We start from the raw sequence: 24,408 nt of genomic DNA on the forward strand, positions 1-24,408 counted from the left end.
ACGTCGAAAAAGCGGATTGAAAACAAGAGAAACGAGGAACATGATAAGAACAAATGTTCTTATCATGAAAAGGAGTGATTTTAATGAGTTATGAAGACCGAGGCAATAAAAAGTGGATCCCGTTCCTCATGCCCGAACACAAAGGATTGCTGAAACGCTATTACCAAGAGGTACATCATCTCAAGTTCGAGGATACGGAGGGACCAATCGATGGGACGATCGAGAACGCTTTGAACGACGCCATCTTCAGCGGAGACATCGTCACGGTGACGGCGATGAACGGTCCGTTGACGCATCGTTTCGATGCCTTCGTTGAAAAGCTCGACTATGTGCAGGAGCAGGTCCATCTTGTCAAACGAAATCTCGACGTCGAAACCGTCCCGTTCAAGCAAATATTAAGTGTCACTGTAACGGAATGAAGAAAAAACCATGGTCATCGATTGCCTAAACATTATCAAAATAAGCACGAATAACTATGTTTAATTCGAGCATGATCTAACCCGCTTTTGGCATCACATCGTACTTATTCATGATATTCAGCAGCGGATTTTCATCTCGCAGAGAATGTTCATTCTCGACTCTATGTACTAAATGACCAATCTGTATTACAATGTATTACAAAGGAGCTGATAATTATGAGTACCATTTCCGTACGTCTAGATGATCAAGATACACGCCTCATCAAAGAATATGCGAAAGCAAAGAACATCACGATTTCTACACTCGTTCGCGATGCCGTCCTCGATCGTATCGAAGATGAAATTGATTTACAACTCTATCATGATTCCATGGCAGCACACCGTAAAAAATCAGAAGCGATCTCTTTCGACGATATGATGAAAGAACTTGATTTAGAATGACGGCATATACGGTAGAGTTTGAGCGCGGAGCTCAAAAATCTCTCAAGAAGATGGATCCCCAACAGGCGCGGATCATCATGTCCTGGATCAAGAAGAATCTGGTCGGGACAGATGATCCGCGTCGTCATGGTAAAGGGCTGGTTTCGAATCGCTCTGGCGAATGGCGTTATCGCATCGGTGATTATCGTCTGATTGCTGACATCCAGGATGAAAGAGTCGTGATTTTGATTCTTGAGATTGGACATCGTCGTGATATCTATAAATGATATCTAATTGTACATAAGCAATTTATAAGATTTGTATAAAAAAGCCCACATCATTTATCAGATGTGGACTTTTCTAATTTAACGCAGTTCTTGATCAAGCGGGATGATCGCTTCATCTAGAATAACCCGCCAAGCGCGTTTCATGCCTGGACCATACTTTAATAAAATGGCTTCCGGATGTGCTTCTTTGTAATTCGCAAATTTTTTACTTTCAATGATTCGCCCTACATTCGGGATGGCGTCCATTCCAACGTGATATTGTACCGCCGATGTATGCAACTCTTGCTCATCCACACACCACTCCTGTGCAAACGTCTCGATCTTATGCTGATAAGCTTGTGTAAAGTAACGACGCTTGACTACAAAAATATCTTCATCCGGTGAAACGACTTGATCATCTATCCCATTTAAAATCGTTTGATAGACTTCTTGCACTACTTCTGATTTTCCGAGTTTTTGAAGCGCTCGTTCAATTTCAGAGCGGATGTCTTCATTATTCGCAGAGTACGTGCCGAGGAGTTGATCAATATAGGTAGAATCAATATCGTATAGTTTAATCGCATTTTCTCCGAAGAATTCGATTTCAGAGTAATCTGCTTCGTCGTCCTTATCCTCTTCAGAACTTCCACCATCCATCAATTCTTCGATTAAAGATCCTTTAACTGTGTGATAGATACCAAGGAAAGACTCCAGTGTTTTTACTTGATCGGCAAGTGCCTGCGATTTCTCCATATCATCGTTGTAGTCATCGTACGTGATCAAAGCTTCAAACGCATTGTTGAGTTCTTGGAATGCTTTAACAAAATCAATACGTTCTTCTAACGATGAATGCTCATCGATCTCATCTGGACTTGTCACTTGTTGTAATAATGCCTTATGTGCTTTTTTAAAACGTTTCTTCGATTCATCGTACGTCGGATAGACTAGATTTGTATCTTCATTCTCGTTTGAGTAGAGACGTGTCGCTGCGCGGACGTTTTCTTCCATCGTCGCAGGACGCCGAAATGTGACGACTAATCCTTTCGTCTTATCCGGATATGTTCGATTCGTCCGCGAGAACGCTTGAACCAAGTTCGCATAACTGAGATTCCGGTCGACAAACAATGTCTGGATCGTCGGCGCATCAAAACCAGTTAGCAACCGATCAACGACGATAACGAGATCGATATGTTTTCCGAATTGCTTGAACTCAGCTTTTTTCCGTGCCAATCGATTATTGATATCGCCGTTATAACGTTCGATGTCTTCGATGGACCAAGCCGTTCCATAGTAGTCGTTGTAGGCATGAATGACTTGGCGCATTTCTTCTTGGACTTCCGTCGCGTTCTCGGTGTTCTCTTGCATCGAGTAGGTAATCGCGATTCGCGGGAAATCAGGATCATCGATCGTCCGTCCTTTTCGAAGTGGATGCCCTGCAAAATGTGCCTCCATCCAGTTTGGATCTTGTTTCATCTCTTGGATGGCATGGTAATAGCGCTTCGCCATCGCAATCGAACTCGTCGTCAAGATGGCCGATTTTTGTGGTCGTCCGTTCTTGAAGTCAAACTTCGTATAGGCATTATCCGGGCGGAACAGCTTCTGCAAGACTTTCTCGATATGCGCGTCCCGTTCATACAAATCATTCGGGATGTATGTCTCCTTCGTCAGCTCATCCATCTCTTCAATCAAGGTACCGATTTCTTCGTCGGTCCGGTCAGCATATTTAGTATCAACTCGTAAATTCGAAAAGATGTGATTGTAGAGCGAGACCGGTTCAATCGTGTCCTCGTGTTCGACTTGGAAGCCGAGGACCGATCCATCTTCGAGCGCATTCTTGATCGTATACGTATGTAAAATCTCACCGTATTGATCCCGTGTCGTCCGCGCCAATTGACCTTGTGCTTGTTTCTTGTTTTCATTGAAGATCGGTGTTCCCGTAAAGCCAAACCAGGTCGAATTCGGGAAGAAGCCTTTGATTGCCTCCATCCCTTCCGCACTCAAAGCACGATGACATTCATCAACGACAAAGACGATATGCTGTCCAATCAGCTTCTGGAATCGTTGCGTCCCTTTTTCAGCTTCTTGCTTTTGCGCATAACGTAATGCTGCCTCGAGCTTTTGACGCGTCGTGATGATGACGGTGTTGGAGTTCGTATCTGACAACAATGTCTCGCTCAATTTTTTTGAGCTCGATGTACCAATGATCAAGCTATTTGCGGAGCCTGTTCCGGTCGATATCCCCGTGTTGAACTCCGAAGCGAACTTCGTGAATTCACTTGTTGTCTGGTTATCCAGGTCTTTTCGGTCAATCAGCATGATCGTCCGGTCGACTCCTGGTTTTCTAGCCAACAACTTCGTCGAGACAAAACTCGTCAATGTCTTCCCTGATCCCGTCGCATGCCAGACAAAGCCCGATTCATGGCGCATCGCCGCCGTGAACAGTGCTTCGATCGCGTGAATCTGATACGGATGGAGCACCATCAACGCCTTATTGTCTTGGTCCTCACTGACGATTGTATAGTTCGCAATCAAACGATGCGCATCGGGGATGTTCAAAACTTGTTTGACGAACTCATACAGATTATCGACTTTCTGATTGTTGGTCGTCCGCCAGCTGAAAATGAACTTCCGGTGCATGTCCTTCGGCAGCGCATTGGCAAAGTAACGTGTCGTCTGTTCGTTCGAGATGACGAACAACTGCAACGTCGAAAAGATGTTGTTTCGGAACAAGCCTTCTTCCGCATATTTCTTGATTTGATGATGCGCTTGGAAGACGCCGTCCTTCGCCGTGACTTTCTTCAACTCGATTTGAACGATCGGTAAGCCATTGATTAAGAGCGTGACGTCAAAACGACGATCCCGCCCGTCCTCTGTCGACCGTTGTTTCGCGATTTGGTGGACGACTTCGTATGTCGAGATGCCGCCACCAATATCTTGGTTCGAATAGAGAATGAGTGACATCGATCCAAGAGTAGCATCTTCACGTTCAATCGTAATGCGCGAGATGCCATTTTCACCTTTTAACCAGCGCGCTGCATCAAACGGCGTTTGTGTCTTAGATAGCAACTCTGTCTTGATCTTATCGAACTCTGCGTCAGTGATTGGTCGCTCACCAATCTCCGATAAGTTATTCCGTGTAATTTTATGGCGTAAATTGTGCCACAGATCTGCTTCTGATTTTAAGTCTGGACGATAGTTCCATTGATTATGTCCTTCGCCGAGCACTTCAATTAGTCGTCGTTCAACGGTCAGTTCATCATCATGTGTCAGCTTCACCACGATTCCTCTTTTCGTATTAGTTGATTAGACAAACATTTTTTGAAGGAAACCTTGTTTGGTTTGTTTTAGGGCTTCCAGTTCTTGTTCTTTCAGCTCAATAACTTCGTCCATTCGTCTAAAGAATTCTCCAATTTTAACTTGTTCTTCATATTGAGGAATATGCAGAATCATCCGATTTAAATCAGGAAGATTCACAGATTGGACCGTCGTTCCGGTCTTAACGATATTGTTCAATATATACGATTCTTGTGCTTTCATCTGAGCAACAATAAATTCTGTATCAATTTTAGTCGGATCAAAAATCAAAGCTTTGATATCTTGATTGATTGCGACTTCGTTTGAAGAAATACTGATTGGAAATCTTTTAGCTAGAATCCCGCTACGTGTAACTATAAGCGGAGTCCCTAAAGGAACAACCTTTGTTCGATTATCTTTTACAGCTTTTTCAGAAATTGTATATGTTCCTTTAGAAACATATTTATTTTTTATTTCTTGCGAAGAAAGCCAGACGATATCTCCAACCCAATACTCTTTATTTTCCTTTAAGGGTGTTGCACCACCAACAAGTTTTATTACTTTTCCAAATTCATTTTGTTTCCACGTTTCAACAAAGGAATTAAATCGAATTGCAGGTAATGTCTCTTCACCATTCGGAAACATTTTTTGCAAGAAACCTTGTTTGGTTTGTTTAAGAGCGTCGAGTTCTTGCTTATGAAGAGAAATAGTGTCATCTAAATCTTTAAAGAATGAGCCGATTTTTTTTTGTTCATCTAGTGCAGGTACATGTAAAAGCATCTTCCCTAAATTTTTTCCTGATATCTCTAAAAAAGTTGATCCAGAAGCATTTTGCAGTGCGAAATCTTTAATTTTTTTACCTATTGAGAATATAAAATAAGTATCAGTTATATCTTTTACTATTAATGATTGAAAACCTTGGTTTGTTGCGCCTTCTTTTTTCAAAATCGCCATATCGCCTATTCCAGCGCGCGAAGTGAATAATACTGTTTTATCAGCAGGTAAAATTTTTGCAGAGCTTTTTGTTAATCCTAATTTGGTAATTTTTTTTACACTTTCATCTACGTATATGCTTTTTCCTATCTCTGTAGGTGAATACCAATTAATATCTCCACCCCAATATTCATTTTTTTTTGTATCAGGAGTTCCACCACTAACAATATCAACCAACTCATTTAATTGTCTAATACTCCATTCATCATCGAACTTAGAAAAACGAATTGATGGTTTTTTATTTTTCATGTTTAAACACCTCGAATGCTCCTTTAATCCATTCCTTATCTTTTTCGTCGTGTTGAAGTGATGAAATCATTTCAAATAAACTTGCTTCTAACTCTGCTTTCTTTTCACGAACTATCTTCAGTTCTTGACCGACTGCTGCCAAATCGATTTCTTCTTCCTCTTCAAAAGTATCAACATATCTCGGAATATTAAGATTGAAGTCATTTTCCTTGATTTCATCGAAACTTGCGACATAAGCATATTTTTCTACAGTCTCTCGCTTTTTATACGTCTCAACGACTCGATCAATATGTTCATTCGAAAGTTTATTTTGATTCTTCCCTTTGACAAAATCTTTGCTTGCGTCAATAAAGAGAACATCCCGTGTCTCACGGTTCTTCTTCAAAATTACGACCGTCGTCGGGATTGATGTTCCAAAGAACATGTTTCCTGGTAATCCGATGACTGCATCAATACTTCCATCTTCTAATAACTTTTTACGAATGACTCCCTCTGCTGCTCCACGGAACAAGATACCGTGTGGTAAAACGATCGCCATTGTTCCTGTATCTTTTAAATGATAAAAACCATGCAGCAAGAATGAGAAATCGGCTTTTGTTTTAGGTGCCAGTTTTCCATATCGATTAAAACGTGAATCATCTAAAAACGTTGCATCTGCTGACCAGTGTGCTGAGTATGGAGGATTCATTAATACCGCATCGAATGTATAGGGCTCATCTGTTGGCCAGTCTTTATTTAATGTATCCCCGTTACGAAGACGCATGTCTTCACTTTTCACACCGTGTAAGATCAAGTTCATTTTCGCTAAGTTAAACGTTGTGGTGTTCAGCTCTTGTCCGTGATATTTCACTGTCTCCGGATAATTTAAGTAATTCCGTACGTTCAACATCAAAGAACCCGACCCCATCGTTGGATCGAAGACACTGAATAACTGTTTATCTTCATGATTGATTGTGACGATCCGTGCCATCATGTCTGAAACTTCATGTGGTGTATAGAATTCACCTGCTTTTTTCCCAGCTTCTGAAGCAAATTGGCTGATTAAAAATTCATACGCGTCACCAATCACATCCCTACTTTGACTAAGCAACTCGACGTGGTTCAACTTCTTTAATACTTCAGTAATCGTAATGTTCCGTTGTTGGTCATCCGATCCAAGTTTCTTCGACTGCAAATCAACGTCATCGAATAAACCATTGAATTGAATATACTTCGTCGAAAGATCATTGAACGCTTTCGCTAAATCATTCAACTGGAATGTATTTTGTTGTGCTTGATCCGCTAAGATATTGAATAGATAAGCCGGTACAATTTCATAACCGAGCATATCGACAAGTGTTTCTACTAAATCGTCTTTAATCTCCTCGTCAGAGAGCAGTTCTACATATAACAATGTTTGTTTTGCTTGCGTATCATAATCCTCAAAAGACTTATCTGCTAACGTGACTACTCTTTCTAAGACTCTATCTGATAAGTACTTATAAAAAATTAATCCGAGTAAGTAGTTTTTGTACTCTGAGGCATCCATCTTGCTACGCAGGCTATCGGCTGCGCTAAATAGCTGTTGGTTCAATGCTGACATCTATTTTCTCTCCATTTCGTAACCTAAAAGTATAAATTTATATTCTATTTCATTATAGTTTATTTTTGACCTGATTTATAAAAAAAACGTGACTTTTTCCATTTATTTGTATCATAGTACTGATTTATTGATTTGTATGAAAAACGACCGTTATGTATACAAAATTGACTACTCTCTCACAGGTATGTGTTCGACTAATCAATTGTAATGCTAAGAGTCTATAAACTCGTCTTTTTATCAATGTACTTTAATTGATCTAATTTATGTATATACAACAAAAAATAAATTGAGATCCTTTCAAATTTTTTTATTTAGACAAGTTTTCTTTATAGTATCTTGACAGTTGGACTCAAAGAAGCGACTTACATGACAAGGAAAATCTGTTACACGAAGTTTGTCAGACATCTGGTCACTTCATTAGTGAACTCCATACTTCGCTCGAGCAGGAGAAAGTCCTGGAACGCGAAGCATCGTCGATTAAGATGATTGAGTATATCGAACAGACCGCACAGATCACCGAACACGGATTACCGTTAGCTGAACGGTTGGAGCGGATCACGCAACATTCACCGGAGGACGTCGGTGCTTACCTGACGAGTATTGCTAAGCAGGATACACAACAAGACCTATCATCTTTTGAGGAACCAATGATGCTCGTACATGGAGCGACAGACTTCTTCGAACCGTTCGCGAAAGCCAATGACCGTGACTTTGATGAACATGAGACCGTTGCCTATACGCTGGTCATCCCGGGGGAAGAACCAATCAGCCAACACTTCCGTATCCTCGATGATGCGATGGGACCGTACCATCACATCCTGAACACAGAAGTCGTAAGTAAAGAAACCGAACAAGTACTTGAAAAGGCATGGTACGACGAGATGATTTCGACGGAAGACCGCGATTTAGAAAAAGTCCGACAGATCGTAACGCGCCACTTCAATGTACCAGAGCAAGATTTCCGTAGCCATTAAAAACATGTCCTCTCCTCTTTTAAAATCAAGTACTATAAAAAAGTAGGATTAAACTGACAATACAGACAAGACGGAGGATTGACTATGACTAATAATCAAGCAATTGCTTATGCTGCCATCGCGATGGAGCAACTTGGCTATACGCATGAACAAATCGAAAAGGTTCAAGCAAGTATGTTGTCTGAGATGGACTGGACAGATGAGAAGACAGCTGAGAAGACAGCTGAGAAAAAAGCCGAAACCATTTTAAGAGGATAAGAAGAAGGACGCATCTGATGTTTAGATGCGTCCTTTCTGTTGATGATCATATTATTTGATATCCAATTGCTTAAGTCGACTCATTTGATGCGCAATTTCTGTCGAATTCATAGTTTGTTCTTTCGGAAGTTGCTCGATAATGTTCATGTAATCTTCTGTTTTTCGATTCTGACTCAATTTGTTTTTAGCTTGGATGTCTGTAACCTTAAGTTTGAACCCTTTAACACCAGGTAATTCTTTTTCAATTAACCTAGACATTCTTTCTTCGGATGTATACGCATTTTCTCGACCTTGTTCATACTTCAGCATCATTGATTTTAAATCGTATCGTAACTCATCATCGTCCAACAATTTAGTATCACCGTAGACATGAACGGATTGATAGTTCCATGTCGGCACATTTTCCTCTTGATACCAAGAAGAAGAGATATACGCGTGAGGACCTTGGAATATGATTAATACATTCGTCTCCTGATCCAGTGTTCGCCATTGAGGATTTCCATAAGCTAAATGACCTGTAATAAAGAGCGCATCGTTCTTTTCTGACAGATGAACAGGAATATGTGAAGCAATAGGAATACCGTTTTGAGTCGTGACTAATGTCACGAACGCGTGCTCTTTCATAAAGGATAAGACTTCTTCATAGTCATTCATTTTGAAATACTTAGGGATATACATTCACCTGTTCTCCTTCTAGTTTATTTCGAAATCTGTTTTTCCATGATCCAGTCGATTTGTTCATCTTCCCCCATGAAAAAGGAATGTTGCCCACTTTTGATAAATCCATTCTTCTTGTAAAAAGCAAGCGCATTTTTGTTTTCTTCCCATACGCCTAACCAAACTCTACTTACCTGTTGCTCATGTGCAACAGCAAATGCGTGATTCAATAGCTCTTTACCAAGACCCAGCTTTTGAAACTCTTTTCGAATGTAAATGCGTTCAATCTCTAATGCATTCTCCCCTACTGCTTCTGTTTGCGCGTCCTTTACGTTTACCTTTAAATATCCTGCAATCGTATCTTGATACTTAATGAAGTAGAAAAAAGAATGTATGTTCGATAACTCCTCACATAATTTTTCAATATTATATGCCTTTTCTAAATAAGCTTGGAGATGTTGCTCTTCATTATCATGTTCGAATGTCTCCGAAAAAGTTTGAATACTGATCTCTTGTAAAGTACTTACATCGTTTTCCGTACAACGTTTAATCATCTCGCATCCTCTTTTCTCAATAATCTCGTTTGTTTCCTTTTTTCACGTACTCCCAGTCTTTTTCAATATTCGTTCGAATACGATAAAGGTATTCGAATACTTCATGTTTTTCAGTTTCAGAAAATCCAGTCAATGCCACATCATTTGAATATGCATGTTCTTTAATGATGGAGGGATAGATTGAGTTTCCTTTAGCTGTCGGAAAGATTTTTTTAATTTTTTTATTAAGATCATCCGGTCTTTTTTCGATGAAACCACCAGATTCTAACTTTTGTAACACTCTCGTTGCTGTTGAACGATCTACTTTAATCAAGTCGATTAATTGTTCTTGAATAATGCCAGGATTCTCACAGATACGCACGATGTACACATATTGTCCTTTAGATAGATTGAGCTCTTTAAACTCCAAATTACTAATTGAATCTAAGGCTCGTGCTATCATTCCGATTTCTCTTAGAATCTCTTTCATAAAGAACCTCGCTTCTGTATAAGTCGTTGAGTAGCTACATAAACTTTAAATTATTTTTATTGCATTTGCAACAAAAATAAGAGAGGAGCAACTTTACGCTGCTTCTCTCTTATTCGTTTAACTCATGATTCATTTCAATTCAATCTTTTTCTCTCCTAGCTCTTTTCCTGATAGTCCTTGAGTTGCTTTTAAGGTGACAACCGCCTTCGGATCATCGATATCGTAAGCCATGACTCCTTTCGCGGTACCACCTGGTTTGATGTCATCAAGCTGATGCTCTAAATAAGAGGCATACTTCTCTTCTTGTGGCGTCATCCCTACCTCTAACTTATTGATCGTATCGGTTCCTTCTTGTGTCGCTTCGAAGCAGGCAATCCACGTGGTCATTCCATTCAATGGTTCCTTACTATCATTTGTTGTCTCATATGTGAAGACGAGCTGCGGCTTCTTGCGGAAGTACTCCTTACTGGGTTCAAGCACTTCTGTCGAGAGAATCTTGATTGTCGCCATGTCAATCTTTAACGTATCGTCTTTAAAGTAAACATCTTCTTTCTTCGTTTCTGCTACATCGACCTTTTCAGTAGGATTCGCTGCTTTTTTCGGTGGGTCTTCTATCGTTTCTTGTGTGCCACATCCAACGAGCGATAATCCTAACTCAACGATGACGACCGCTTGACCTAACTTATTCATTTGCTTCAGCTCATTTCTTTTTTAGTCTTCCCACAGTTCTTCCATCAACTCATCGATTTCGTCTGACAGTCGCTGCCGTTCGCGGTCATCCTTTTCAATATGACCGTATTCATCGATCCAGATGACATCCCCCGACTCCACCGTCATCGGAAATCGAGAAATCAGGATGTCCCGCATTCCATCTTCGAACTCGACGACGACCCACTTACCTTCAATTCGATCGATGATACCCTTTCGCTTCATCATTTTGACTTCTTAATCGTGTAGGACGATCCGTTCCCTTCGAAGACGATCGTGCCACTCTTATCCGTCCGCAGCATCGTCGCCTTCGTACGTTTCAGGTTCGTCACGACTTCCTTCGTCGGGTGTCCATACGCGTTCTTCCCGACACTGATGACGGCATACTTCGGTTTGACATACTTGAGGAACGTCGCGCTCGTCGATGTCTTCGCCCCATGATGCCCGACCTTGAGGACGTCTGCCCGTAGCGTCTTCTTCTTCGCAATCATGTCTTGCTCCGACTTCAGTTCCGCGTCTCCCGTGAACAGGAACGTGTTCTTCTTGTAAGCGACGTGTAAGACCGCACTCCAATTGTTCAGATCACTCTTCGCATAGTCTTTGACCGGTCCGACGAACTGCGCCTTCACACCTTTGACCGGAAGCGATACACCTGCCTTTGCTGTCTTGATCGTCAGCTTCTCGCGTTTGACCGCTAACAAGAAATCCTTATAGGCTTGCGTCGTGTGTTTGACCTTCGGAGCATAGACACTCTTGACCTTGAACGAGTCAAGGACCTCATCGAGTCCACCGATATGATCCGCATCCGGATGCGTCGAGATCAGCATCTCGATGTCAGCAACCTTCTGCTTCTTCAGATAGGCGACGAGTGCATCGCCTTTCCCTTTGTTGCCACCATCGATGACGATATCTTCACCACTCGGCATTTTGATATAGATTGCGTCACCTTGACCGACATCGATATAGTGGACTTTGATTTTCGGTGTCGCCGCTTCTGCACCTTGCAGTGGTCCGACGAGTAATCCAATACTTGCAAGCGCTAAGCTAGCGCCCATCCATTTTTGTTTCATCTTTCATCTCTCCATTCCTGATTTGTAAGTTATCTTCAGTATACAGCGAATCCCAGGAGATAGTTGGTTATATTTCCCACCTATTCATTTTTATTGATAGGTCAGTTGATATGTAGATTGATACACAAAAAAACAGACCTCAACGGGTCTGCTTTGTAAAGTGTTTCTGCATGAAGTTGGTCAATCGATCCACGTCGATGAACCATGTTACGTGCTCAATCGATCCATCTACTTCCCGTACGAATCGAAGCTGGGCATCAATCAATGTCACCTTACCCTGCTTCGCCTCTCTATGTCCTTTATTTTGATCAAGCATATCAAACATCTCTAGCACGCTCATCTACTCCACTCCTCACTGTTTTCTTGATTACAGCATAGAATGGATTGAGAGTGTTTACGAATTCCCTTAAATCAGATAAGCAAGATGTTATGTGAGCTAACTGAGCTGTTACGGAACGATACACGATTGATTTTTTCAAGCAAAAAAAGAAACAACCTTTTCCAACCTCGTTTTTGACATGAAAATGAAGATGATTCCTCTCGAACGTCGAGTCAATAGTGATAAATAAGTACGCCTACGATAGAATAAGCAGAATCAATAGCACCTTACCAATCCGGCAGGAGAGAAGCGAGGCAATGAGGATGTTGCTACTCGTAAGCCTAGCCCTCACGCACGAGCTTGAACGTTCTTCTGTTATGTCTGCTACTGTAGAAAGACTGACCAGAAACGTCTAAGTCATAATCAATCTAAATTAGCCCTCTATCCATAGACAACTATACATTCATTCACTTCAAAACTCACTACTACATCAAGTAAGGTACACTTTCCCCTATAGAAAAGACAATGTACACACAAACACACAAAACAATACAGAAGATTTTATTAAGTTTTTTAAACTCTAGGCTTCGGTTCAAAACCAGTATTAGGTTCTAAAATTTTATTTGTAAATAAACTCAAGTTTTTATTTAAACTTTTACATCTTTATACTAAAAAAAATCTCATAACCGATAATAATAAATTCATCATTTTTATTCCCATAAATTATCTTCCTGTGCAATCACAATAAATTCTAAAAATCGTTCAAAGTCCGATATCGGAATTATATGAGATTATGTTGACATCTTTCTAATAAGATAAGTTCAGTACATCGATCTTTCTACATACAAAAAAACCCAAATGGCAGGGAAGTGCCTACCATTCAGGATTTAGTTTAATTATTGAAGAGACTCTAAAATTTCTTTTTTAAGATTTTTAAAACTTTGTCCAGAAATCGTGTCCTTGATTTCTTGATCAATATCATTAGAAAGAACTACTTCCTGATCACCTACTTTAGAAGTAGTGGTCAAGTCTTGAGTGTCTAAGTCAATTAAATTACTTTTTAAAACTGCTTTATTTTCCTCATCTATCTCAATCAAATAGGGTTCAATTGCAGCGTAATAATTTCCAGTATCTCCTTTATTCAAAAATACAACATATTTTTTACCAGTTTCAGGTTTAATATACAGAGGGTCTTTATTTTCTACTGTATACATTTTTGAAGAAGTAGGCTTTTGGATTAGAACTCCATCTTCAGATATAACTTCATCTCCAGAAGTAACTTCAACCGGTAAGTTTTCAGAAAATCTGTGATTGATCTTTATAGAATCATCTGATTCACCTTTTAAAACTTCAGAAACCTTAAAATTATATAAGTGTCCTTCTACATAGTTGTTTTCGTTTTCTGTATCACCAGACATATTCCATTTTTCTTCTAAGCCTTCATATTCTCCAACAAAAATAAACTCAGCATTATCAACCATTTTATCTAAACTACTAGTAGAGTTAAAATCTTTTGAAATCAAAATAGTTTGCGCTGTTTTTTCACTTATTTCTTTTTTAAAACTTGATGGAACAATTGATTTATCATTTTCTGAATTAACATTGTGATAGATTGAAAAAGATAAAACTCCTATAGCAAGCACTGAGACACCTGTGGTTAAGGTTTTTTTAAGATTACTCATTATGAATCTCCTTTAATATATACTTTTAACACCATTCACATCATCTGTTTGCGGAGTGATCATAGAATTTCTATCTCGTGAAGAGTTCATGATTGATGTACCCGAATTGTGGGCTATACCAAAAGCATGACCTAGTTCATGTACACCCGCACTCTGTGCTACATTTGAATTTTTTACTGCGTAATCATTTAAATAGCCTGCAAATTTAGTTACAATATTGGAACTATTATATGTAGTATTCATTTTCCCAAAATAATTAGAATCTTTTTCAGTGAATCTAGTCAAAAAATTTACGCTATCTGCATGATAAAATAAATTTATTTTTATATTACTCGAAGTTTTACTTTCCCAGCTTGCAATCGAATCTTTCCAACCTGTTTTAATTCTACCGCTTTCCAAGCTTGCTCCCCATTTATAACTCATAGTTGGGTTACTAAGTTTCCATTTTTCTCTTTTGTAAGCAAAAGCTTTACCATCCTCTAGTGAAAAACTTATTAAAAATAAAACCGCTACAACAACTGCAATTACTTTTTTCATATTCATATCAATATCCCTCCTAAAAACAAATTTACCATTAATTCCTTTTATTAGAAACATTTTTTATAAAATAAAATCCATTTAAAACAAAAAAAACCAAATTAAACACTATAATAATGCTCACCTATTTTATTTTAGCTCCACTTTATTGGTTAAAATAATGTTTATTAGTACTTATTCAAAAATCTATACATATAATGATTAATGAAGGAAAAAAAGAATAACATTGTGTATCTGTTCATTATTCACCATGAATAACAAAAGTATCTTCAACTTAATTTTTGATCTTTAAATACCTCAATAATCCTTCCGTTTTAAGGAATTTCAATTGTACATATACAAAAAGAGATGACCCGAGAGTAGAGTCATCTCTAAAATTTCACGTACAAAAAATTAAATGTAATATAAATTTATCCTTCACCTAACGCAACATATTTTTTTAATTTCCCTTTGAAACTCACTAAAAGAATTTCTTTTCTTTCTTTAGTCGAATATATGACGGTCCCCTTTGAAAGTTTTGTGGCAGTTCCATTATCAAAATCATTTTTATCAGAATTCATTTTTTTTATTTCTCCAACTTTTTTATTCTTACTAACTTCTGTTTTCTCTGCCCATTCTACATTTGATTTGTAGATCGTATCATTTAATTGAAAAATGTCAGCAGTAGAATCTTCTCCTAATACTTCTGATGCCGTCGGTTTTTTGCTAGTACTTTGCATGTCATCTTCATTACTACAAGCACCTAACATCAATACAGTTAAAATTGAGAAAGTACATATTAAAACGACTTTTTTCATAACATAAACCTCTTTTCCATTTTTGGATATCTTTATCTCTTTTGATTTATTATTGCATTTTTATAAATAGAATGTAAGTTAATAAATGAATAAGCCTTATTTATTCTCAAATCAAATCTCATATCTATTTTCGTTATATCTTTTATATCTCCATTGCTGATTTGTAAGTTATCTTCAGCATATAGTGAATATCAGAGGATATTTGGTTATGTTTCCCATCTAATAATTTTTCTTCATAGGTCACCCGATAATGTACATCGATATAAAAAAAAGAAGACTACATCGAGTTTGCTTAGAAAAGTGTGTTTGCATAAAATTTGTTAATCAATAGAAATAAATAAGTACACCTACGATCAGAATAAGTGGAATCAATAATACCTTACCGGTCCGACTTAAAAAGCTTTTCTTTTCTTTCATAAATAAGAAATCAATCAACAGAAACAGTCCGAATGCAATCGGGACGAGATAGAGTAGATTGACATTCGTAAGTGCTGCATCGACTACATCGGTCGACCCATCAAAGTTCATATTTAGTTTCTCCTTCTTTAGACATCCTCGCATGAGATACATCATTTACTACCGAAGCGCTAATGACGATCTAACACGTGGACAAGACTCTTTCCTTTAGTATGCCATTCCTCCCACTAAATCCTAACCTTTTATTTTTCTTTTTAGCATTCTCTGGAACGCTCCGTGACTTCCGTCGTAAGGAACAGGAACGTAGGGATGCCTCGCGCAGGCGAGTCGCAGCTCTCGTTATCGGTCCAACAGGAGGGCAGCGGTGCGATGAGGATGTCGCTGCGTGCAGCCTACAGCCTCACGCATGAGCCCGAAAGTTCTTTTGCCGTCGTCTACGTTACTACAAAAAGACCAGACGGAAACATCTATGTCATCATCAATCGATCTAGATCATCCTTCTATCCACAGACCTCCATCCATTCCATCACTTCTAAACTTACGATTATCTCACGAAAGGCACTCTCTTCTATAGAAAAGACGATGTACACCTTCCTGCCCCCAGTGGATCCGTCCACGCTCTCGCGCGCAGATAGTACGGGGTTATCCCGTCCGTCTACGCTATATCATGCCTTTACAGGACACCTTGCGCTTTCAAGCTGACGTATTCTTCTCCCGCACCGACGATGATATGGTCGAGAAGCTGAATCCCGACGATGCGTCCGACCTCGACAAGCCTTTCCGTCATCTCGATGTCCTCCCGTGACGGATGTGGGTCGCCGCTCGGATGCTGATGACTGACGATGAGCGACGTCGCATTGTTAAGAATGGCGGACTTGAAAATTTCTCGGGGATGGACGACGCTCGAGTTAATGCTCCCGACGTGTGCCCGATGGACAGCGATGACCCGGTTCTTCGTGTTGAGCAGGATGACGAGGAATACTTCCCGGTCATCGTCCTGGGTGAAGCGTCTAGCGACACAGAATGCGTCCTCGGGTGACCTGATGTGCGTCGTCTCGAGCGCGACGTCCGGTTCGCGGACCTCTTGGCGGATACGGGTGATTTCAACGAGTGTAGTCAGTTTCATGGAAAAGCTCCTTTCGCGAGAGGGATGCAGTCCGACACGGTGCCGTCCTGTTGACGGGAACGCAGCGAGCGTCGCGAGACGGGGCAAGACCGCAGGGAAAGATCAAAAAAAGTGGACAGCGCACCGAGACGAAGGCTTCTGGAGCCCGCGAGCGAAAAGCATGCTTTGAGCCAAAACGCGGAGGAAGACGAGGAACGGCAGCGGCTTTTTTTGATGGCCCTTGCGCCGACGAGGAGCGAGCTAGAGTACGGAAACAGGACGGCTTGCGGTCCCTTTCCATCAGACAGAGCGGGACCGCTCTGTTCCATGCCTTTGAAAGGATCATTTATCGCCTTACGAATACCGAATAAGACAGCAAGAACTAATAAGGAGCGTTATAATGAAGGACGCAATGATAGACTGAATGAAAAAGGAGTACCAATATGAGAATCTCTTACATAACGATTCCCCTTGCCGTCCTATTAATGGTAGGATGCACAGATACGGAGACAACCTCACCTCCACCAGATCAAACAGAGCAAGTAACGCAACAGGACGACGCGACTACACAAAAGACCGATGCGAAGAAAGCGTCCGATCAACATCCTGAAAAAGAGGCTGATACTAGTACAACCAAGCAACCAAAGAAGACGAATGCATCAACGGAATCAAAAACGACGACTCCGAAAGATCCTTTCACAGGATATAAGAAGATTGAAGTCGATGGTGGCGACCTATCTGGTAGTCGACAAGCGAACGTCGTCGACATCGGATTTGGTGACCGAAAGTACTGGGCGTTCACGAACAAGCACGGTCAGTTAATCCGTGTCATCGCGAAGAAAATCGTTCTCCAGGATGATGCGACGGAAGACGTCACGCGTGATGGGCGCTACTACTCGGACGAGGCGAAAGTTCCTGGTGTCGAACGCACGGATCTTGATGAAGGACACATCATCGCTGATTCGCTCGGCGGCGTCTCGAACGCCTACAACATCACACCTCAGAACAGTACATTGAACCGACATGGCGACCAGGCATACATGGAGGACGTCATCCGCAAGGCGGGTGGCGCGACGAACTTTGAAGCACAGATCACCTATCCGAACACGTCTACGATGATTCCATCCGCGTACGAGTACACCTATACAGTCCGAGGGAGCACCGTTGTCGATCGGTTCAAGAACAGTAACCCGGACGAGACGAATGCTGCACTCGGTTTGACAAAGAAAAAGGAGACGAAACAAGAACCGGTAGCGAGATCAGCTCCTGGTACTGCAGCGACCGAAGACGTCTCGCGCATCGATACTGACGGCAATGGTCAAGTAACGATCCAGGAAGCGAAGGATGCTGGCTTCGCAATGCCAATCACGGAAAAGCACTGGCTATACAAGTATATGCGGGATAACGATCATGACGGCATGGTCGGAGAATAAATCGATTGTTCAATTGAATTGCAAAGTACGAAAAGACAGTGATGAGTATCTTGTCACTGTCTTTTTTTCATGTCTATGAACGATGAGATTTATCTGATATAAAAAAAGCGAATTGAAAACGAAAGAAACAAGAAACATAATAAGAATAAATGTTCTTATTATGTAAAGGAGTGATTTAGATGCGTTATGAAGATTGGGGAAATAAGAAATGGATTCCGTTTCTGATGCCCGAACATAAAGGATTACTGAAACGCTATTACTATGAGATCCATCATTTCAAGTTCGAAGATACAGAAGGACCGATCGATAGGACGATTGAGAACGCGTTGAACGATGCTATCTTTATCGGAGACATCGTCACAGTGACTGCAATGAACGGTCCATTTACGCATCACTTCGATGTCTTCGTCGAGAAGCTCGACTATGTGCAAGAGGAAGTCCATCTCGTCAAAAGAAATTTCCATGTTGAGATTGTCCCGTTCAAACAAATAATAGATGTTCGACTCTCGAATTGAAGAAAAGTAATCATGCTCAGTAAATAGATAAACATAGTCAAAATATTGTAATTCGACTATGTTTATCTATGTTTGAACGCTTTTAAATACGTTATAATCAGGATAAACATGGTCATCTGGCATAAAAATGAGTATATTTAGTCTAACCTGATCTATTTTGTGAAAGGAGTGCGATGAATGCGCGACTATACATATACCTATCTCAAAGACCTTGGCCTACCGATGGAAACTGTCCGCTTGATCGGACGGATCAACAGATATAAAGATCTCTATAAACAGTAAGCGCCTCAAATCCTCAATACCTTACGTGATGTCGATACATACAACAACCCCTCATTTCGAATTGAGGGGTTGTTTACAATCTGATAAATTACCGATCAGTTACTTATTATCTTGACTGAGAAAACGGTAAGATTTATCGTTATAATTTTTAAGTTGGAATGTATTGTTAACATAATCTTCTAAAGATAAAGTAGTAGTGTCAACCTCTATTAGGTCAAGTGTCCAATCACAGTAAGCTTGAGCGATATGATTCAATAAGTTTTCTACTAACTCTCTTATTTCTTCTATATCACTCTCTTTAATTCCTATTGAAGTCGAAATATACTTAACATTAATAAAATTAGAACGAGCTTCAAAATGATCACTATCATTTTGAGGTAGCCATGGGTAATCAGATAATTTACTTTCTCTCATTTCATCAATTATTACTAAAAAAGCAACATTTTCATTTAAATCTTCAATTTTCCAGATTTCAAGATTTTGCGATTTAAACTCTCTTAAAACATTCATTCTTCCCACTCCTTAATTTTTTTAGATGTAATCTTAACCCTAGTAAATTTCAACGTGTAATATCCTAAAAGTAAATAAAAAACAGAATTCGTTAAAATTTTCACTAAATATTCAAGAAATAATTTTATACTCGGATCATATCCATTAAAAATATTTATTATAAAAATCTTAGTATCTGAAAAAGGAATAAACGAACTATTTATTGGTGTAGAAAATATCAAAAGAATTAAAAGTATTTGACTTAATAATACCACGGGCATGTTGATTGACAACTTCCATACTAAGCTTAAAATAACCAATCCTAGTCCTACAATTCCAATAGCACCTATAAAACCAATTAAAAATATCATAAAATAATTCTTGAAGCTCTCATTTAGTAGATCTGAATTAAATATATCTAATAAAATAACAAAGGATAATGCCATTATGGTATTAAAAAATAAAGCAAAGATACTTCTTATAAGTAAAATCTTTTCCAAATTAAAATAATTGTTATTTATAGTAGTATCTATATTATTTTTCTTTAAATATTCTATTACTTGAGAAGTAGGGAAAATCAATGAACTTAAAGACAGTCTAATTAAGTACACAGTGCCAATAATCAAAGCCCCAATATCCCCAACCTCATCAAATCTATGATTATAAATATTTAGGGTAATTGAAATGATAGTTATAAATATTATTAAAGAAAGAATCGTTGGATGAATGATGATACAGCAGGGGTGAAGATTCCCGAATCGCTAATATTTATTAAGATTTGTATACACAAAAAGATTGTAAACATTTCGACGTCGAAATGTTTACAATCCATTTTTAGTGAGTACTTACATATGGAGTTCTCTTGTCCGAACCCGAACTCTGATGTTTAATCCATATATTTTTTCAAGACGATAGCGGCGTTATGACCACCGAATCCAAAAGAATTGGATAGTCCGTACTGCATCTCCATCGAACGTGCCCCTTCTGCCACATAATCCAGGTCACACATAGGATCCTCGATTTCAAGATTGATCGTCGGTGGAATGATTCCTTCCTGTAAACATTTCGCAAGCGCGATCGCTTCCGCTCCACCGGCAGCACCGAGCATGTGACCCAGCATTGATTTGTTCGCCGTCACAGGGAGTTTGTTTGCATGTTCCTCAAACAATTTTCTAATCGCACGTGTCTCGGACTGATCGCCGACGATCGTACTCGTCGCATGGGCACTGATCACATCGATGTCATGCGTCTCAATCCCTGCCTGTTGAACAGCACGCTTCATGGCAAGGTAGGCTCCCTGACCCTCTGGATGGGTCGCCACTATATGATAGGCATCTGAACTTGCTCCGTATCCGACGACTTCCGCATAGATGGACGCACCTCGTTGCTTCGCATGTGATAACGATTCTAGGATCAAGATGCCTGCCCCCTCTGACATCACGAAACCGTCGCGTGTCGCGTCAAAAGGACGACTCGCTTCAGCAGGTGACTCGTTTCTTGTAGACAATGCCGTCGCATTACCGAAGCTTGCTATGGATAATTCTGTGATGCCCGCCTCCGTCCCACCAGCGAATGCAGCATCAGCCTCTCCCATTCGAATAAGTCGATATGCTTCACCGATAGCCGTGTTTCCGATCGCACATGCGGATACAGGTGACATGGAAGGTCCCATCGCTTGCCACTTGATGCTAATTTGAGCAGCTGCTGCGTTAGACATCATGGAAGGTACGAGACTCGGGCTGACCCTTCTCGGACCTTTTTGGTGTAAAGCATGAACACCGTCAATCAACGTTTCAATGCCCCCTACACCTGACCCCACGTATACAGCAAGTCTTTCCCGATCCAGATCAGATTCTCCTAGTTTAGAATCGTTCCAGGCTTGATCGGCAGCCGCTAATGCAAACTGGACGAAGCGGTCCAGGTTACGAGCGGCTTTTTTACCAATCGCCTTTTCCGCATCAAAGTTTTTTATACTACCTGCAATCTTTACTTTGAAATCAGTCGTATCAAACGTGTTGATTTCCGTGATGCCTGAATTTCCAGCAATCATATTATTCCAAAAGGACTCCACATCGTTTCCGATTGGTGAGACGACACCCATTCCTGTAATCACTACGCGCTCCATGCTTCTTCACTCCTCGTAATAGTATGAGATAATCATACGTGTCATATATCCTATTACAAGTGTTCATTTATCCTATTATATTTGATACTTGGATGGAGAGAAGTCAGGAGGAGAACATATGGATGACTCGAATCGATTAGAAGCACTATCCTATTTTTTGAAAACGAAAAGAGCACAGCTCAAACCGGAATCAGTGGGGCTGCCGTCTGGATCAAGAAGAAGAACGCCTGGCTTGAGAAGAGAGGAAGTCGCTCAATTAGTAGGCGTCAGCACGACATGGTACACCTGGCTAGAACAAGGACGGGATATTAAGGTATCTAGAAGCGTCCTAGACTGTATCGCCGAGGCGTTATGTCTGAAAAGGGATGAACACGAATATTTGTACGATTTAGCATTAGGGACGCAAATCGTCAGTAGGAAAATCCAAGCTTCCCCTACGACCATCAGTCCGTCACTTGAAAAAATTCTGTCTGCTTTGACGACGTGTCCGACGATCGTCACGGATCGTTACTGTCATATTGTCGGCTGGAATCCGGCAGCGGCTCATGTGTTCGTAGATTTCGCGACCATTCCAGAGTCACAGCGTAACCTCATCCGCCTCTTGTTCTCACAGAAAGAATTCAAAGTACTTGCCGGGAACTGGGAACATTTCGCCAAAGGGTTCTTGTCCATTTTTCGTGCATACTACGGTCAATACTCTGGTGATGAATGGTATACGTTCTTCATCCAGGAGATGAGTGATACGTATCCCGAATTCAAGTCGCTATGGATGGATAGTCAGGTCAGTAAGGCTCCGGAAATCCTGATTGAGTTCCGACATGGAAAAGTCGGTAAGATGCTATTCGACCTGACTTCCCTCCAAGTACAGGGAGAAGACGACTTGCGATGTAGCATCTATACACCTGTTGAGGAATCCGGTACAGAAGAAAAACTAAAACGATTGATTTCAGCTCAGTGAATTCGAAGGAATTGAAAACTACTGAAAGCTTGAGAACGATCGTCGAGACGCTTTCAAGGCCAGGATTGTTTTTAAATCAGTCAGGATCGTCCGACTTTCGGTTAAAAAAAGAAATCGTGGTCAAAAACAAATAAACATAGTCAAAATACGATGATTTGACTATGTTTATGCGTGTATGAATGACTTTAGATACGTTATAATGAGTTTAAACATAGTCAAACACTATGAAAATGAGTATGTTTAACTTTATATGATCTATTTCGTGAAGGGAGGTCGACACATGCGCGACTATACATATACCTATCTCAAAGACCTCGCCCTGCCGATGGAGACCGTCCGCTTGATTGGACGGATCAATGAGTATAAGGGCAAGCAGGATCTCTATAAACAGCAAGCGCCTCAATTCCTCAACACCTTACGCGATGTCGCCGTCATCCAGTCGACGAAAGCCTCGAATGCGATCGAAGGTATCATCGTCACGGAAAGTCGTCTCCAAACCATTATGTCGAATTCAGCTGACCCTGCCGATCGTTCAGAGGCAGAGATTGCTGGTTACCGCGACGTCCTCAACCTGATCCACGCTTCAGCCGAGGACATCCCGGTTAATGCGAATATTTTGTTGCAACTACACAAGGAACTCTATAAGTTCGTTCCCGTCGAAGGTGGGCGGTGGAAAAACGTCGACAACGAGATTAGTGAGACGTTCCCGGATGGCACGCGCCGGACGCGCTTCACCCCTGTCCCTGCGTTTGAGACCCCGGCAGCGATGCAGGCGTTATGCGACAGCCTTCGTGAGCGCAGGCAACAAGAGGACGTCGATCCACTCATCCTGACGAGCCTATTCGTCCTCGATTTCCTATCGATTCATCCGTTCAACGACGGGAATGGTCGGATGGCACGACTGTTGACGCTCTTGCTGCTCTATCAGTACGGCTTCGAAGTCGGACGCTACATCAGTCTCGAGAAGATCGTCGAATCACGGAAGGAAGATTATTATGAGTCACTTCGTCTCTCCTCCGTGCGTTGGCACCAGAACCAACAGAATCCATTCCCTTGGATCAACTACTTGCTGAGTACGATCCTCGCTGCCTACAAAGAACTCGAAGATCGCGTTGGATTAGTTTCCGCGGGTAGTCAAAACAAGAACAATCGGATTCGTCGCTTTGTCGAAGGGCGAATCACACCGTTCACGAAATCAGACATCCGAAATGCTTGTCCCGATGTCAGTGAGGCAACCATCAATCGCGTGTTGCGTGATTTACGAGATGAAGGTGTCATCGCTCTATCCGGACTTGGACGGGGTGCGAAATGGATAAAGCAATAACACCACAGAGTATCTAGGATACTCGTGAAGAATAAAGAACTGATCGTATCAGAAGGTTTTAACACCAATTAACTTGAATAGAAGGAATCCCATATTTAAGTCATAATGTGGATTCCTTCGCAGCTCTTGCACTTTCAGGCTGACATATTCTTCTACACCAACGACGATTTGCCGAGGAGTTAAATCCAAACGATACGCCCGACTTAGATGAGCGTTCCTTTCATATCGATTTCCCACATGATGGATACGGGTTACCGCTCGGATGCTGATGACTGGACGATGAGCGACATCGCATTAATGAAGATTGTGGATTTTAAGATTTCTCGAGGGGTGAGTTGATGCTTCCGACGTGTGCCGATGGACAGCGATGACTCGATTCTTCATATTGAGCAGGAAAACATGGATGAAGCGTTTCGCGATACAGATGCTATCTTCAAATAGCGTAATGATTCCCGATTTTATTCATGGAGAAAAACTTGCATATGATGAACAACGATTATGGCGGTTTAGTA

Annotated in this window: 27 protein-coding genes; 9 read left to right on the plus strand and 18 right to left on the minus strand. The window is 40.7% G+C overall.

Features of this window, described 5'->3' with window-relative positions; genetic code table 11:
• The first annotated feature begins 83 nt into the window (after positions 1 to 83).
• The 3 genes from ACV3PA_RS16525 to ACV3PA_RS16535 all read left to right on the plus strand — a co-directional run bounded on the left by ACV3PA_RS16525 (position 84) and on the right by ACV3PA_RS16535 (position 1,126).
• Positions 84 to 419 carry a YolD-like family protein gene (locus ACV3PA_RS16525; RefSeq protein WP_456126073.1) on the plus strand — a complete coding sequence of 112 codons (336 nt, stop codon included), beginning with the start codon at positions 84 to 86 and terminating at the stop codon, positions 417 to 419.
• A gap of 216 nt (positions 420 to 635) precedes the next feature.
• Complete coding sequence (relB, locus tag ACV3PA_RS16530; protein WP_026829710.1) at positions 636 to 860, plus strand: type II toxin-antitoxin system RelB family antitoxin; 225 nt, start codon at positions 636 to 638, stop codon at positions 858 to 860.
• Positions 857 to 1,126: a type II toxin-antitoxin system RelE family toxin gene (locus ACV3PA_RS16535; RefSeq protein WP_456126074.1), complete on the plus strand. Its 270-nt coding sequence runs from the start codon at positions 857 to 859 to the stop codon at positions 1,124 to 1,126. Before relB ends, ACV3PA_RS16535 begins: the two co-directional genes overlap by 4 nt.
• 78 nt (positions 1,127 to 1,204) lie before the next feature.
• On the opposite strand, the gene ACV3PA_RS16540 is transcribed toward ACV3PA_RS16535, so the two are convergent.
• Genes ACV3PA_RS16540 through ACV3PA_RS16550 form a run of 3 tightly spaced genes read right to left on the minus strand, consistent with a single transcriptional unit; the run spans position 1,205 to position 7,223 of the window.
• Positions 1,205 to 4,384 (minus strand): type I restriction endonuclease subunit R, encoded by a 3,180-nt coding sequence (locus ACV3PA_RS16540; RefSeq protein ID WP_456126075.1) that lies wholly within the window; start codon positions 4,382 to 4,384, stop codon positions 1,205 to 1,207.
• Between the two features lie 24 nt (positions 4,385 to 4,408).
• Positions 4,409 to 5,641 carry a restriction endonuclease subunit S gene (locus ACV3PA_RS16545; protein WP_456126076.1) on the minus strand — a complete coding sequence of 411 codons (1,233 nt, stop codon included), beginning with the start codon at positions 5,639 to 5,641 and terminating at the stop codon, positions 4,409 to 4,411.
• Positions 5,631 to 7,223, minus strand: coding sequence for a type I restriction-modification system subunit M (locus ACV3PA_RS16550; protein ID WP_456126077.1), 1,593 nt, complete (start codon positions 7,221 to 7,223; stop codon positions 5,631 to 5,633). Before ACV3PA_RS16550 ends, ACV3PA_RS16545 begins: the two co-directional genes overlap by 11 nt.
• Positions 7,224 to 7,705: 482 nt before the next feature.
• On the opposite strand from ACV3PA_RS16550, the gene ACV3PA_RS16555 reads away from it, so the two are divergent.
• The gene (locus tag ACV3PA_RS16555) at positions 7,706 to 8,197 is read left to right on the plus strand and encodes a hypothetical protein (RefSeq protein ID WP_456126078.1); all 492 of its coding nucleotides are present in this window, start codon (positions 7,706 to 7,708) and stop codon (positions 8,195 to 8,197) included.
• 84 nt (positions 8,198 to 8,281) lie between these two features.
• Positions 8,282 to 8,455: a hypothetical protein gene (locus ACV3PA_RS16560; protein ID WP_456126079.1), complete on the plus strand. Its 174-nt coding sequence runs from the start codon at positions 8,282 to 8,284 to the stop codon at positions 8,453 to 8,455.
• A gap of 51 nt (positions 8,456 to 8,506) precedes the next feature.
• Here ACV3PA_RS16560 and ACV3PA_RS16565 read toward each other — a convergent pair whose 3' ends face one another.
• From ACV3PA_RS16565 to ACV3PA_RS16620, 12 genes are all read right to left on the minus strand, one after another.
• The gene (locus ACV3PA_RS16565) at positions 8,507 to 9,133 is read right to left on the minus strand and encodes an FMN-binding negative transcriptional regulator (protein ID WP_456126080.1); all 627 of its coding nucleotides are present in this window, start codon (positions 9,131 to 9,133) and stop codon (positions 8,507 to 8,509) included.
• A 20-nt stretch (positions 9,134 to 9,153) separates the two neighbouring features.
• A complete protein-coding gene (locus ACV3PA_RS16570; protein ID WP_456126081.1) occupies positions 9,154 to 9,666 on the minus strand; it encodes a GNAT family N-acetyltransferase in 513 nt (170 codons plus the stop codon).
• Positions 9,667 to 9,682: 16 nt separating this feature from the next.
• Entirely contained in the window at positions 9,683 to 10,135 is a 453-nt protein-coding gene (locus tag ACV3PA_RS16575) for a MarR family winged helix-turn-helix transcriptional regulator (RefSeq protein ID WP_215115897.1), read from the minus strand.
• 129 nt (positions 10,136 to 10,264) lie between these two features.
• Positions 10,265 to 10,825 carry a DUF5067 domain-containing protein gene (locus ACV3PA_RS16580; protein WP_456126082.1) on the minus strand — a complete coding sequence of 187 codons (561 nt, stop codon included), beginning with the start codon at positions 10,823 to 10,825 and terminating at the stop codon, positions 10,265 to 10,267.
• A 21-nt stretch (positions 10,826 to 10,846) separates the two neighbouring features.
• The gene (locus tag ACV3PA_RS16585; RefSeq protein ID WP_456126083.1) at positions 10,847 to 11,068 is read right to left on the minus strand and encodes a DUF3006 domain-containing protein; all 222 of its coding nucleotides are present in this window, start codon (positions 11,066 to 11,068) and stop codon (positions 10,847 to 10,849) included.
• Positions 11,068 to 11,913, minus strand: coding sequence for a ComEC/Rec2 family competence protein (locus ACV3PA_RS16590; RefSeq protein ID WP_456126084.1), 846 nt, complete (start codon positions 11,911 to 11,913; stop codon positions 11,068 to 11,070). The genes ACV3PA_RS16585 and ACV3PA_RS16590 overlap by 1 nt, the downstream gene beginning before the upstream one ends.
• A gap of 139 nt (positions 11,914 to 12,052) precedes the next feature.
• A complete protein-coding gene (locus ACV3PA_RS16595; protein WP_456126085.1) occupies positions 12,053 to 12,253 on the minus strand; it encodes a hypothetical protein in 201 nt (66 codons plus the stop codon).
• A gap of 875 nt (positions 12,254 to 13,128) precedes the next feature.
• Entirely contained in the window at positions 13,129 to 13,914 is a 786-nt protein-coding gene (locus ACV3PA_RS16600; protein WP_456126086.1) for a cardiolipin synthase, read from the minus strand.
• 12 nt (positions 13,915 to 13,926) lie between these two features.
• A complete protein-coding gene (locus ACV3PA_RS16605; RefSeq protein ID WP_456126087.1) occupies positions 13,927 to 14,457 on the minus strand; it encodes a matrixin family metalloprotease in 531 nt (176 codons plus the stop codon).
• A gap of 404 nt (positions 14,458 to 14,861) precedes the next feature.
• Positions 14,862 to 15,248 (minus strand): hypothetical protein, encoded by a 387-nt coding sequence (locus ACV3PA_RS16610; RefSeq protein ID WP_456126088.1) that lies wholly within the window; start codon positions 15,246 to 15,248, stop codon positions 14,862 to 14,864.
• 324 nt (positions 15,249 to 15,572) lie between these two features.
• A complete protein-coding gene (locus ACV3PA_RS16615; RefSeq protein ID WP_456126089.1) occupies positions 15,573 to 15,776 on the minus strand; it encodes a hypothetical protein in 204 nt (67 codons plus the stop codon).
• A gap of 562 nt (positions 15,777 to 16,338) precedes the next feature.
• Positions 16,339 to 16,791, minus strand: a complete 453-nt coding sequence (locus tag ACV3PA_RS16620; RefSeq protein ID WP_456126090.1) for a JAB domain-containing protein — start codon at positions 16,789 to 16,791, stop codon at positions 16,339 to 16,341.
• 422 nt (positions 16,792 to 17,213) lie between these two features.
• On the opposite strand from ACV3PA_RS16620, the gene ACV3PA_RS16625 reads away from it, so the two are divergent.
• Together ACV3PA_RS16625 and ACV3PA_RS16630 are read left to right on the plus strand one after the other, a co-directional pair.
• On the plus strand, positions 17,214 to 18,203 hold the full coding sequence (locus ACV3PA_RS16625) for a DNA/RNA non-specific endonuclease (protein ID WP_456126091.1): 990 nt from the start codon (positions 17,214 to 17,216) through the stop codon (positions 18,201 to 18,203).
• Positions 18,204 to 18,382: 179 nt separating this feature from the next.
• Positions 18,383 to 18,718: a YolD-like family protein gene (locus ACV3PA_RS16630; RefSeq protein WP_456126092.1), complete on the plus strand. Its 336-nt coding sequence runs from the start codon at positions 18,383 to 18,385 to the stop codon at positions 18,716 to 18,718.
• Positions 18,719 to 19,099: 381 nt separating this feature from the next.
• Here the strand turns inward: ACV3PA_RS16630 and ACV3PA_RS16635 are convergent, their stop codons facing one another.
• The 3 genes from ACV3PA_RS16635 to fabF all read right to left on the minus strand — a co-directional run bounded on the left by ACV3PA_RS16635 (position 19,100) and on the right by fabF (position 21,614).
• The gene (locus tag ACV3PA_RS16635; protein ID WP_456126093.1) at positions 19,100 to 19,510 is read right to left on the minus strand and encodes a hypothetical protein; all 411 of its coding nucleotides are present in this window, start codon (positions 19,508 to 19,510) and stop codon (positions 19,100 to 19,102) included.
• Positions 19,507 to 20,115: a hypothetical protein gene (locus tag ACV3PA_RS16640; protein ID WP_456126094.1), complete on the minus strand. Its 609-nt coding sequence runs from the start codon at positions 20,113 to 20,115 to the stop codon at positions 19,507 to 19,509. The genes ACV3PA_RS16635 and ACV3PA_RS16640 overlap by 4 nt, the downstream gene beginning before the upstream one ends.
• Positions 20,116 to 20,375: 260 nt before the next feature.
• Positions 20,376 to 21,614: a beta-ketoacyl-ACP synthase II gene (gene fabF, locus ACV3PA_RS16645; protein ID WP_456126095.1), complete on the minus strand. Its 1,239-nt coding sequence runs from the start codon at positions 21,612 to 21,614 to the stop codon at positions 20,376 to 20,378.
• A 118-nt stretch (positions 21,615 to 21,732) separates the two neighbouring features.
• On the opposite strand from fabF, the gene ACV3PA_RS16650 reads away from it, so the two are divergent.
• Both ACV3PA_RS16650 and ACV3PA_RS16655 read left to right on the plus strand, forming a co-directional pair.
• Complete coding sequence (locus ACV3PA_RS16650) at positions 21,733 to 22,572, plus strand: helix-turn-helix transcriptional regulator (RefSeq protein ID WP_456126096.1); 840 nt, start codon at positions 21,733 to 21,735, stop codon at positions 22,570 to 22,572.
• Positions 22,573 to 22,852: 280 nt separating this feature from the next.
• Positions 22,853 to 23,896 carry a Fic family protein gene (locus ACV3PA_RS16655; RefSeq protein WP_456126097.1) on the plus strand — a complete coding sequence of 348 codons (1,044 nt, stop codon included), beginning with the start codon at positions 22,853 to 22,855 and terminating at the stop codon, positions 23,894 to 23,896.
• The last annotated feature ends 512 nt before the right edge of the window (positions 23,897 to 24,408 follow it).

The sequence above is a fragment of the Exiguobacterium sp. EA-TM-5 genome, assembly GCF_053878415.1.

What these genes read in the sequence shown, in the direction of transcription:
- ACV3PA_RS16525 (WP_456126073.1), top strand. Translation starts at nt 84, where the DNA reads ATGAGTTATGAAGACCGAGGCAATAAAAAGTGGATCCCGTTCCTCATG.
- relB (WP_026829710.1), top strand. Translation starts at nt 636, where the DNA reads ATGAGTACCATTTCCGTACGTCTAGATGATCAAGATACACGCCTCATC.
- ACV3PA_RS16535 (WP_456126074.1), top strand. Translation starts at nt 857, where the DNA reads ATGACGGCATATACGGTAGAGTTTGAGCGCGGAGCTCAAAAATCTCTC.
- ACV3PA_RS16545 (WP_456126076.1), bottom strand. Translation starts at nt 5,641, where the DNA reads ATGAAAAATAAAAAACCATCAATTCGTTTTTCTAAGTTCGATGATGAA.
- ACV3PA_RS16550 (WP_456126077.1), bottom strand. Translation starts at nt 7,223, where the DNA reads ATGTCAGCATTGAACCAACAGCTATTTAGCGCAGCCGATAGCCTGCGT.
- ACV3PA_RS16555 (WP_456126078.1), top strand. Translation starts at nt 7,706, where the DNA reads ATGATTGAGTATATCGAACAGACCGCACAGATCACCGAACACGGATTA.
- ACV3PA_RS16560 (WP_456126079.1), top strand. Translation starts at nt 8,282, where the DNA reads ATGACTAATAATCAAGCAATTGCTTATGCTGCCATCGCGATGGAGCAA.
- ACV3PA_RS16565 (WP_456126080.1), bottom strand. Translation starts at nt 9,133, where the DNA reads ATGTATATCCCTAAGTATTTCAAAATGAATGACTATGAAGAAGTCTTA.
- ACV3PA_RS16570 (WP_456126081.1), bottom strand. Translation starts at nt 9,666, where the DNA reads ATGATTAAACGTTGTACGGAAAACGATGTAAGTACTTTACAAGAGATC.
- ACV3PA_RS16575 (WP_215115897.1), bottom strand. Translation starts at nt 10,135, where the DNA reads ATGAAAGAGATTCTAAGAGAAATCGGAATGATAGCACGAGCCTTAGAT.
- ACV3PA_RS16580 (WP_456126082.1), bottom strand. Translation starts at nt 10,825, where the DNA reads ATGAATAAGTTAGGTCAAGCGGTCGTCATCGTTGAGTTAGGATTATCG.
- ACV3PA_RS16585 (WP_456126083.1), bottom strand. Translation starts at nt 11,068, where the DNA reads ATGAAGCGAAAGGGTATCATCGATCGAATTGAAGGTAAGTGGGTCGTC.
- ACV3PA_RS16590 (WP_456126084.1), bottom strand. Translation starts at nt 11,913, where the DNA reads ATGAAACAAAAATGGATGGGCGCTAGCTTAGCGCTTGCAAGTATTGGA.
- ACV3PA_RS16595 (WP_456126085.1), bottom strand. Translation starts at nt 12,253, where the DNA reads ATGAGCGTGCTAGAGATGTTTGATATGCTTGATCAAAATAAAGGACAT.
- ACV3PA_RS16600 (WP_456126086.1), bottom strand. Translation starts at nt 13,914, where the DNA reads ATGAGTAATCTTAAAAAAACCTTAACCACAGGTGTCTCAGTGCTTGCT.
- ACV3PA_RS16605 (WP_456126087.1), bottom strand. Translation starts at nt 14,457, where the DNA reads ATGAATATGAAAAAAGTAATTGCAGTTGTTGTAGCGGTTTTATTTTTA.
- ACV3PA_RS16610 (WP_456126088.1), bottom strand. Translation starts at nt 15,248, where the DNA reads ATGAAAAAAGTCGTTTTAATATGTACTTTCTCAATTTTAACTGTATTG.
- ACV3PA_RS16615 (WP_456126089.1), bottom strand. Translation starts at nt 15,776, where the DNA reads ATGAACTTTGATGGGTCGACCGATGTAGTCGATGCAGCACTTACGAAT.
- ACV3PA_RS16620 (WP_456126090.1), bottom strand. Translation starts at nt 16,791, where the DNA reads ATGAAACTGACTACACTCGTTGAAATCACCCGTATCCGCCAAGAGGTC.
- ACV3PA_RS16625 (WP_456126091.1), top strand. Translation starts at nt 17,214, where the DNA reads ATGAGAATCTCTTACATAACGATTCCCCTTGCCGTCCTATTAATGGTA.
- ACV3PA_RS16630 (WP_456126092.1), top strand. Translation starts at nt 18,383, where the DNA reads ATGCGTTATGAAGATTGGGGAAATAAGAAATGGATTCCGTTTCTGATG.
- ACV3PA_RS16635 (WP_456126093.1), bottom strand. Translation starts at nt 19,510, where the DNA reads ATGAATGTTTTAAGAGAGTTTAAATCGCAAAATCTTGAAATCTGGAAA.
- fabF (WP_456126095.1), bottom strand. Translation starts at nt 21,614, where the DNA reads ATGGAGCGCGTAGTGATTACAGGAATGGGTGTCGTCTCACCAATCGGA.
- ACV3PA_RS16650 (WP_456126096.1), top strand. Translation starts at nt 21,733, where the DNA reads ATGGATGACTCGAATCGATTAGAAGCACTATCCTATTTTTTGAAAACG.
- ACV3PA_RS16655 (WP_456126097.1), top strand. Translation starts at nt 22,853, where the DNA reads ATGCGCGACTATACATATACCTATCTCAAAGACCTCGCCCTGCCGATG.